Origin of the sequence: Brevibacterium luteolum, assembly GCF_025147615.1 — a bacterium.
GTDB classification, from domain to species: Bacteria; Actinomycetota; Actinomycetes; order Actinomycetales; family Brevibacteriaceae; genus Brevibacterium; species Brevibacterium luteolum.
Map to the genome: position 1 here is coordinate 46,229 of NZ_JALXPM010000013.1, position 9,625 is coordinate 55,853.

Sequence of the window (9,625 nt, forward strand, 5' to 3'; positions counted from 1 at the left end):
CGACGCCTGCGTTCACGCAGTGAGAGACCTGACCAGGCGGTCGGGCCAGGGACTAGAGTGGAGAGCATATGAATGCACAGCAGGCTTCCGGCGCGCCCGTGCGGCGCGGCCCCTTCCGGATCGGCGACAAGGTCCAGCTGACCGACCCGAAGGGTCGACTGCAGACGATCGTGCTGACTCCAGACGGCACCACCCACGCCCACACCGGCACGCTCGACCACGCCCAGCTCATCGGCCAGCCCGAGGGCGTCGTCGTGCGCAACTCCAGCGGCACCGCCTACCAGGCGCTGCGCCCGCTGCTGGAGGACTTCGTGCTGTCGATGCCGCGCGGAGCGGCCGTCATCTACCCGAAGGACGCCGCGCTCATCACCACGCTCGGCGACATCTTCCCCGGCGCAGTCGTCGTCGAAGCCGGTGTCGGCTCCGGTGCCCTGACCCTGTCGCTGCTGCGCGCGGTCGGCGACCAGGGCCGCGTCCACTCCTTCGAAATGCGTCCGGACTTCGCAGAGATCGCCGCCGGCAACATCGCTGACTTCTTCGGCGGGGAGCACCCGGCATGGTCGTGCACCACCGGCGATCTCGCCCAGGAGCTGCCGAAGGCCTTCGGACCCGGCGAAGTCGACCGGGTCGTCCTCGACATGCTCGCCCCATGGGAATGCCTGTCGGCCGTCACCGAGGCCCTCATTCCCGGGGGAGTGCTGACCATCTACGTCGCCACCGCCACCCAGCTCTCGCGCACCGCCGAGGCGATCCGCGCCACCCGCATGTACACCGAACCGCACGCGATGGAGTCGATGATCCGCGACTGGCACCTCGAAGGACTGGCGGTGCGCCCAGTCCACCGGATGATCGGCCACACCGGGTTCCTGCTCTTCGCCCGCCGGCTCGCTCCCGGCGTCGACCCGCTCAAGCGCAAGAAGCGCCCGCAGGGCTCCGAACCCAGTGCTGAGGACCGCGCCCACTGGGAAGGCGGAGAGTTCACCGACGAGACCATCGGCCACCGGTACGCAACCGGCAAGAAGATGCGCCGCCTCAAGCGCGAGGTCGGATCCCGGCAGAAGGCCGAGGACGCCGCCGAAGAGACGGCGGCAGCCGCCAACGACGACCCCACCGCGAAGGAGGACCAGTGAGCCCCACCACCCCGGATCCCACCGCGGATCTTGCCAAGCTGCGCAAGGACTCAGCCCAGCTGCGCCAGCAGCTGTTCAACGCCTCGAAGCGCAACGAGGCTCTGGCGAAGACACTGCGCCAGGCACGCGACGAACTCGCCCGGATCCGCACCGAAGCCGAGCGGATGTCCGATCCGCCGAACTCCTTCGGCACCGTCCTGGAAGTCGTCACCGACGCTGAAGGCGTCCCCGAACTCGACGTCCACGTCTCCGGGCGCCGGATGCGCGTGGCGATCTCGACAGAGCTCGACACCGCTGAGCTGCGCCCGGGCATCCAGGTGCGCCTGTCCGAAGGGCTCGTCGCGCTCGAAGCCTGTGACTACAACCGGGTCGGCGATGTCGTCACCGTCCGCGAGGTGATGAGCGATGACCGGATCCTCATCGGCACCCCCGGAGACGACGAGCAGGTCTACATTCTCTCAGCTGTGCTGCAGGAGGAGGGCGTGCGTCCCGGTGACGCCGTGCTCGTCGACACCCGCACCCGGTTCGCTTACGAGAAGATCGCCAAGCCCGAGGTGTCCTCGCTGCTGCTCGAGGCCGTCCCGGACATCTCGTACAACGACATCGGCGGTCTGGAAGCCCAGATCGACATGATCCAGGATGCTGTCGAAATGCCCTTCGAGCATCCGGAACTCTACACCGAGCACGGCCTCAAGCCGCCCAAGGGCATCCTGCTCTACGGTCCGCCCGGCTGCGGCAAGACGCTCATCGCCAAGGCCGTTGCCCACTCCCTGGCTCAGCGCCGCGGAGATGCGACGACGCGTTCGTACTTCCTCAACATCAAGGGCCCTGAGCTGCTCGACAAGTACGTCGGCGAGACCGAACGCCAGCTGCGGCTCATCTTCGCCCGGGCACGGGAGAAGGCGACAGCCGGTTCACCGGTCGTTGTGTTCTTCGATGAGATGGAGTCGCTGTTCCGCACTCGCGGCACCGGCAAGTCGTCCGATGTCGAGACGACGATCGTCCCGCAGCTGCTGGCCGAGATCGACGGTGTCGAGCAGCTAGAGAACGTCATCGTCATCGGTGCCTCGAACCGCGAGGACCTCATCGACCCAGCGATCCTGCGCCCAGGCCGGCTCGACGTCAAGATCCGCATCCAGCGCCCGGACCGCTCTGGTGCTGCCGAGATCTTTTCGAAGTACCTCGTGCCGGAGCTTCCGCTGCACGAGACGGTGCTCGACGCTGACGAGGGCTCACGCGTGCAGGCCGTCGAGGCGCTCATCTGGCGGTGTGTGGAGCGGATGTACGCCCACAGCGAGGAGAACGAGTTCGTCGAGGTCACCTACGCTGACGGCAGCACCGAAGTGCTGTACTACTCCGACTTCGCCTCCGGGGCGATGATCTCCAACATCGTCGACCGGGCGAAGAAGCATGCGATCAAGGCGCTGCTGGCCGACGGGCAGCGCGGCATCAGCTGGGAGCACCTTGAACAGGCGATCGTCGAGGAGTTCTCCGAACACGAGGACCTGCCCAACACCTCGAACCCGGACGAATGGTCCCGGATCTCCGGACGCAAGGGCGAGCGCGTCACCCACCTGCGGATGCTCGGCCAGCAGCGCTCACAGGCTGCTGAGGCCGATGCGCGAGCCGAACGCGACCGGCAGCTCGACGCCGAGGTGCGCGCCGCCCCGGGCACGGTGGGCGAACCGGAGACCGCGACCCCGGACCCGGACCTGCTGTGAGCCGGGGCTGCCGGTCAGCTCAGCGCGCCGAGCGTCCGGCTACGGCGGTGGCGATGACCCGCCAGCCAACGAGGGTGACGAGGTTGAGGCTGGCGGCCACGACGATGAACGGGCCCTCGGTGCCCTCGCCAGTCAGCGCCCGGATCACAAGACCGAGCAGCACGGTCGTCGCCCACAGGCCGGTGCCGGTGCGCAGCGGCGCGAGCGGGGCGGCCCAGACGGCGTTGAGCAGCCAGGCGATGACGAGCCCGGCGAGGAACGGCCAGGCGGTGCCAAGGATCTGCTCGGGCACCAGCGACTGGTGGTGCGTGTAGTGGCCGACGACCGTGAACAGCGCGACCAGGCACGCGTCGACGACGATGGCGATGAACAGGTGAGATGATTTCTTTGCAGCCACGCAACGATTCTACGTCCGCGCCGGCGGCAGACAGGAGGAGGACATGCTGAGTGTCACACGGGTCATGGGAGCGGAGACCGAGTTCGGGATCTCTCAGCCCGGTCGCCCGCACGCCAACCCGATGCGCGATTCCGCCCGCGTCATCGACGCCTACGCAGGTCCGCGGGGCCTGAAGTCCTCTCAGAGCTTCTGGGACTTCGACACCGAATCGCCGCTGGCTGACGCCCGCGGCTTCATCATGAACGAAGCCCAGGCCCACATCTCGCAGCTGACCCACCTGCCGCAGGCGCAGCCGGACGCCCAGTACCTGGCCAACGTGGTGCTGGAGAACGGCGCCCGCTACTACGTCGACCACGCCCACCCCGAGTACTCCTCACCGGAGACGCTGACCCCGCGCGATGTGGTGCTGTGGGACCGGGCCGGGGATGTCGTGGCGCTGCGCTCGGTCGAGGCGCTGGCCGGTGGCGAGGAGCCGGTCAATCTGTACAAGAACAACACCGACTCCAAGGGCGCAAGCTACGGCGCGCACGAGAACTACCTCGTCGACCGGAATGTCGACTTCGATGAGCTGGCCGCCTGCCTCATCCCGTTCTTCACCACCCGGCAGATCCTCTGCGGAGCCGGCCGGGTCGGGATCGGTGCCTCGGGGGAGGAGCCGGGCTATCAGATCTCCTCGCGGGCGGACTTCTTCGAAGCCGAGATCGGGCTCGAGACGACGCTGCGCCGGCCGATCGTCAACACCCGCGACGAACCGCACGCCGATCCGCTGCTCTACCGGCGCCTGCACGTCATCATCGGCGATGCGACCATGGCCGAGCCGGCCACCCTTGTGCGCTTCGGTTCGACCTCGCTCGTCCTCGGTCTCATCGAGTCTGGCCGGTGCCCGCGCATCGAACTCGCCGACCCGGTCGCAGCCCTGCAGCAGGTGTCCCATGACCTGAGCCTGTCCGCCCCGCTGGAGCTGGCCGACGGATCGCATATGACCGCCATTGAGATCCAGCGGCTGTACTGGCAGGCCGCCGCCGAGGCGGTGGGCGCCTCAGCAGATAAGGACACTGCCGAGGTGGTCGAGATGTGGGATAGATTCCTCACCGAGCTGGCCGAGGACCCGATGCGGCTTGCCGCCGAGATCGACTGGGTCGCCAAACTGCAGCTGCTGACCCGCTATCAGGAACGCGAATCGCTGCCGTGGAACCACCCGAAGCTCGCCCTCATCGACGTGCAGTACCACGACGTGCGCCCGGCCAAGGGCCTGTTCTACAAGCTCGAGGCAGCCGGGCGGATCCGGCGGTTCACCACCGATGAGCAGGTCGCCCACGCCGTGGAGAACCCGCCGGAGGACACGCGCGCCTACCTGCGCGGGCGGGTGGTCGAGAAGTTCACCGACTCCCTCATCTCCGCCAGCTGGGACTCCCTCGTCTTCACCACCGGCGGCGAACGGCTGGTCCGGGTGCCGATGAAGTACCCGCTCAAGGGCACCAAGGAGCTCGTCGGCGAGATCGTCGAGTCAGCCGGCAGCGTGGATGAGCTGTTGAAATCATTGGGCATCACTACACTTGAGGACAGCAGTCCCCGAGTCCACCGCGACAGGAATGAGGTGTGAGATGAGCGGCCAGGAGCAGATCCGCCACAATCGCAAGGACGGTGCCGAACCGCCGGAGGAGGCACCGGTCGCCCCGCAGGCGCAGACCCAGATCAGCACCGAGGCCGTCGACTCGATCCTCGACGACATCGACTCGGTGCTGGAGACGAACGCCGAGGAGTTCGTCCGCAACTTCGTGCAGAAGGGCGGCCAGTGAACACCGGCTTCGATCCCGCCTTCCTGTCAGCGACGACGAACTCGTTCACCGACTACGCCCGCACCGTCGCCCCCGATGTGCTGCCGCACATCTCACCTGAGCAGCTCGTCGCCGGCTCCGGTGAGCGGGCCGGTGTGCCAGACGGTACGACGATCATCGCGTTCAAGACCGCCCACGGTGTGCTCATGGCCGGTGATCGGCGGGCCACAGTCGGCAACCTCATCGCCAGCCACATCATCGAAAAGGTCCACGCCGCCGACTCCGCCTCGGTCATCGGCATCGCCGGCACCGCCGGCCTGGCGCTCGAGCTCATCCGCCTCTTCCAGCTCGAACTCGAGCACTACGAGAAGATCGAGGGCACCCCGCTGTCCCTGGAGGGCAAGGCCAACCGGCTGGCCTCGATGCTGCGCGCCGGACTCGGGCTTGCGATGCAGGGCCTGGCGGTCGTGCCCCTGTTTGCCGGCGTCGAACCCGGCCGGGACTCCGGACGGATCTTCAGCTTCGACGTCACCGGCGGCAAATACGAGGAAGTGAACTTCCACTCGATCGGCTCCGGTTCCGGGTTCGCCCGCGGTGCGCTCAAGAAGCTGTGGTCGCCTGGCCTGTCCGAGGCCGGGGGAGTGCGGGTCGCTGTCGAGGCGCTCATCGATGCCGCTGATGACGACTCGGCCACCGGCGGACCGGACTTCGTCCGCCAGGTCGCCCCGGTCGTGCGCGTCGTCGACGCCGACGGCGTGCGCCGGATCCCCGAATCCGAGGTGCTGCAGTACGCCACTGCGGTCGTCGCCTCCCGTGCAGAAGGAGACCGCCCATGAGCGCACCGTTCTATGTCTCTCCCGAACAGCTGATGAAGGACCGGGCGGAGTTCGCCCGCAAGGGCATCGCCCGCGGCCGCTCGGTCGTCGTGCTGCGCTACGACGACGGGATCCTGCTGCTGGCCGAGAACCCGTCGGCGACCCTGCACAAGATCGCCGAGATCTACGACCGGATCGCCTTCGCCGCTGTTGGGAAGTACAACGAGTTCGAGACGCTGCGGCAGGCAGGCGTGCGCTACGCCGATCTGCGCGGCTTCTCCTACGACCGCGCTGATGTCACCGCCCGGGGGCTGACGAACGCCTACGCCCAGACCCTGGCGAGTGTCTTCACCACCGAGTCGAAGCCCTTCGAGGTCGAGCTCGTTGTCGCCGAGATCGGCGAGCATCCCTCCAGCGACCGGCTCTTCCGCCTGTCCTATGACGGATCGGTCGCCGATGAGAACGAGCATGTCGCCATCGGCGGGCAGGCCGAGGAGATCGGCAAGCGGCTGTCCGGGCTGCGCACTGCCGGCAAACCGCTGGCCGAGGTGCTCGCCATCGGCCACACGGTGCTGGGCACCGGACGCGACGAGGACGTCGACCTCGACGATCTCGAAGCCGCCGTGCTCGAACGCTCCGCGTCCTCGCACCGCACGTTCCGCCGCCTGCAGCCTGATGATCTGCGCGCCCTGCTCGCAGCCCCGGCCACCGGCGAGGCGACCGGCAGCGAGGCAACCGGGAGCGGCGAGGCGACCACCGCCTCGGGCACGGACACCCAAACCCGGGAGGACGAGGGCCAGTGAAGCGGATCTTCGGACTCGAAACCGAGTACGGGCTGGCATACACGCAGGGGCAGTCCCGGCGGGTCGGGCCCGAGGAGATCGCCCGGTACCTGTTCCGCCCGGTCGTCGAATGGGGCCGGTCGTCGAACGTGTTCCTGCCCAACGGCGCGAGGCTGTACCTCGACGTCGGCTCGCACCCGGAATACGCGACGGCCGAATGCGACCGGCTGCCCGATCTGCTCGCCCAGGACGCCGCCGGCGACCAGATCATGGTCGAGCTGCTGGCACAGGCGCAGGAGGCGCTGGCTGCCGACGGGATCGACGGCCGCGCCCACCTAGTGAAGAACAACGTCGACTCCGCAGGCAACTCCTACGGCAGCCACGAGAACTTCCTCATCCGCCGCTCGATGGACTTCTCCCATCTCACCAGCGTGCTGCTGCCCTTCCTCGTCACCCGCCAGCTGCTCGTCGGCGCCGGAGCGATCATCCCGGCGAAGGTGACGACCGAGCTCAAGCCAGCCGATTCGAACCGCGCGAACCCCCACGCCCCGGCCCGCACCCCGCAGCTGAACCCCGGACAGCTGCAGTTCGGGCTCTCCGCCCGCTCCGACGTCATGTGGGAGGGCGTGTCATCGGCTACGACGCGGTCGCGGCCGATCATCAACGCCCGTGACGAACCCCATGCCGATGCCGAGAAGTACCGGCGCCTGCACGTCATCGTCGGCGACTCGTCGATGTCGCAGACGACGACCGAGCTCAAGGTTGGCTCCGCGGCCCTCGTCCTCGACCTCATCGAGACCGGGGTGCCGATCGAGGACCTGAGCCTGCGCAATCCGATCCGCGACATCCGCCGGGTGGCCCGCGACCTGACCGGCCGCACCGAACTCGAACTCGCCTCAGGGCAGACGATGACGACCCTGGAGCTGCTCGGCATCTACCTGCGCCGGGCACAGAAGCTCGTCGCCAAGGGCGACCACAGCCTCGGCGACGATGCGACCGCCGAGCGTGTCATCGACCGGTGGCAGCGCATGCTCACCGCCGTGGACACCGGTGACTTCGCACCCGTGGCAGGCGAGATCGACTGGGTCATCAAGCGCCAGCTCTTCGACCGTTACGTCGCCCGCGGGGACATCGAACTGTCTGATCCGCGCATCGCCCGGCTCGACTTCGCCTACCACGACCTGACCCCGCAGACCTCGATCTTCAAGCAGTTCGAGGACAAGGGCGCAGCCGCCCGCGCCGTCACTCCTGAAGCCGTCGAGCAGGCACGCCACCATCCACCGGCGACCACGCGGGCGCACCTGCGCGGCCGGTTCGTCTCCGGAGCCCAGGGTGCGGGCAAGGACTACACGGTCGACTGGGTGCACCTGCGGCTCAACGACCAGCTGCAGCGGGCGATCGTGCTCAAGGACCCGTTCTCCGCTGAGCACGAACAGGCCGAGAAGCTCATCGCCGGACTCGACGGCCAGCCTGCCTCGTTCGACGTCTGACCGCCCCTGCCGGTCATCAGAGAGCATCAAGCCTGTGTGGGTGTGACGCACAGTGCCATGCCAGTAAGATTCTGTACGTTTGTGGAGATCACTCCGACCTGAGAGGAATGCCCGTGCGAAGAACCCTCATCGGCGCGCTTGCCGTTTCAGCGCTGCTGCTCACCGGCTGCGGTGCCGACGACAGCGCCGAAGGCAATCCGGCTGAGAACCCGACCGTCGACGCGTCGAATGCGAAGTCCACCTCGCTTGACGACGTCGAGGTCACCGGCGAACCCGACCAGAAGCCGGAGGTCTCCTTCGAGGCCCCGCTGGTCATCGAGAAGCCGGAGAGCACCGTCGTCTCCGAAGGCGACGGGCCCAAGGTCGAAGAGGGCCAGCAGGTGACAGCGAACATGACGCTCGTGTCGGGCAACTCCGGTGAGATCGTCGAATCCGGCTACGACACCAAGCAGCCCTCCGGCTTCCCCGTTGACAAGGCCCAGATCAACGAAGCGCTCTACGACGCCGTCATCGACGTGCCGGTCGGATCTCGGGTGCTCATGAGCCTCAACGGGGCAGCGAAGTCCGGCGATGATCCGGAGACGCTCGTCTACGTCATCGACATCGTCAACGCCGAGAAGCTGCCCGAGCCGCTGGAGAAGGCCGAGGGCACCGAGAAGGAGCTGCCGGCTGGCCTGCCGAAGGTCACCCGCGACGACACCGGCAAGCCCAGTGTCGAAGCCCCTGAGGGCGACGCGCCCAAGGAGCTCGTCGTCGAGCCGACGATCGAAGGCGACGGACCGGTCGTCGAAGAGGGCCAGACCGTCCAGGCCCATTACTCAGGCTGGCTGTACGACGATGTGACGAAGACCTTCGACTCCAGCTGGGACCGCGGCGAGCCGTTCTCCTTCAACGTCGGTGCCGGTGAGGTCATCAAGGGCTGGGACGAGGCCGTGGCCGGCCAGAAGGTCGGCTCGCAGCTGCTCGTCATCGTGCCCCCGGACAAGGGCTACGGCGAGCAGGGCTCGCCGCCGAGCATCCCCGGCAACGCCACGCTCATCTTCGTCGTCGACATCCTGTCCGCCACCGGCGGCAAGTGATCCGAGAACTGCAACCGATCTACGAGAAGAGGAATCATGGCCAAGACGAAACCCGAAGTCGACTTCCCCGGTGAGAACCCGCCGAGTCAGCTCGAGATCATCGACGACATCGTCGGTGAGGGCCCCGAGGCGAAGGCCGGCGATACCGTGTCCGTCCACTACGTCGGGGTGGCCCATTCCACCGGCGAGCAGTTCGACGCCTCCTGGGACCGCGGCCAGCCGCTGCAGTTCAAGCTCGGCGTCGGCATGGTCATCCGGGGCTGGGACGAAGGCGTGCAGGGCATGAAGGTCGGCGGACGCCGCACCCTGCGCATCCCGCCGCACATGGCCTACGGCCCCTCGGGGGTCCCCGGGGCGATCGCACCGAACGAGAGCCTCATCTTCGTGTGCGACCTCGAAGGCGTCAGCTGAACCGCTGAACCAGCCTCAGCGG

10 protein-coding genes are annotated in these 9,625 nt (G+C 67.7%); 9 read left to right on the plus strand and 1 reads right to left on the minus strand.

From position 1 onward, the window contains the following. Positions 1–68 precede the first annotated feature (68 nt). Both M3C25_RS05095 and arc read left to right on the plus strand, forming a co-directional pair. A complete protein-coding gene (locus M3C25_RS05095) occupies positions 69–1,130 on the plus strand; it encodes a tRNA (adenine-N1)-methyltransferase (protein WP_259855247.1) in 1,062 nt (353 codons plus the stop codon). Then, entirely contained in the window at positions 1,049–2,851 is a 1,803-nt protein-coding gene (gene arc, locus M3C25_RS05100; protein ID WP_375545096.1) for a proteasome ATPase, read from the plus strand. Before M3C25_RS05095 ends, arc begins: the two co-directional genes overlap by 82 nt. A gap of 19 nt (positions 2,852–2,870) precedes the next feature. On the opposite strand, the gene M3C25_RS05105 is transcribed toward arc, so the two are convergent. Beyond that, positions 2,871–3,248 (minus strand): DUF3054 domain-containing protein, encoded by a 378-nt coding sequence (locus M3C25_RS05105; RefSeq protein ID WP_170274096.1) that lies wholly within the window; start codon positions 3,246–3,248, stop codon positions 2,871–2,873. Between the two features lie 43 nt (positions 3,249–3,291). Between M3C25_RS05105 and dop the strand changes: the two genes are divergently transcribed. The 7 genes from dop (at position 3,292) to M3C25_RS05140 (ending at position 9,603) form a co-directional block, all read left to right on the plus strand. Next, positions 3,292–4,851 (plus strand): depupylase/deamidase Dop, encoded by a 1,560-nt coding sequence (gene dop / locus M3C25_RS05110; protein WP_259844487.1) that lies wholly within the window; start codon positions 3,292–3,294, stop codon positions 4,849–4,851. Between the two features lies 1 nt (position 4,852). Beyond that, positions 4,853–5,047, plus strand: coding sequence for a ubiquitin-like protein Pup (locus tag M3C25_RS05115; protein WP_102160085.1), 195 nt, complete (start codon positions 4,853–4,855; stop codon positions 5,045–5,047). Beyond that, positions 5,044–5,862 carry a proteasome subunit beta gene (gene prcB / locus M3C25_RS05120; protein ID WP_259855249.1) on the plus strand — a complete coding sequence of 273 codons (819 nt, stop codon included), beginning with the start codon at positions 5,044–5,046 and terminating at the stop codon, positions 5,860–5,862. Before M3C25_RS05115 ends, prcB begins: the two co-directional genes overlap by 4 nt. After that, on the plus strand, positions 5,859–6,644 hold the full coding sequence (prcA, locus tag M3C25_RS05125) for a proteasome subunit alpha (RefSeq protein WP_165882948.1): 786 nt from the start codon (positions 5,859–5,861) through the stop codon (positions 6,642–6,644). The genes prcB and prcA overlap by 4 nt, the downstream gene beginning before the upstream one ends. Then, the gene (gene pafA / locus M3C25_RS05130; protein WP_259855250.1) at positions 6,641–8,113 is read left to right on the plus strand and encodes a Pup--protein ligase; all 1,473 of its coding nucleotides are present in this window, start codon (positions 6,641–6,643) and stop codon (positions 8,111–8,113) included. The genes prcA and pafA overlap by 4 nt, the downstream gene beginning before the upstream one ends. A gap of 113 nt (positions 8,114–8,226) precedes the next feature. Beyond that, the gene (locus M3C25_RS05135) at positions 8,227–9,192 is read left to right on the plus strand and encodes an FKBP-type peptidyl-prolyl cis-trans isomerase (protein ID WP_259797221.1); all 966 of its coding nucleotides are present in this window, start codon (positions 8,227–8,229) and stop codon (positions 9,190–9,192) included. Between the two features lie 36 nt (positions 9,193–9,228). After that, positions 9,229–9,603 (plus strand): FKBP-type peptidyl-prolyl cis-trans isomerase, encoded by a 375-nt coding sequence (locus tag M3C25_RS05140; RefSeq protein ID WP_259797223.1) that lies wholly within the window; start codon positions 9,229–9,231, stop codon positions 9,601–9,603. The last annotated feature ends 22 nt before the right edge of the window (positions 9,604–9,625 follow it).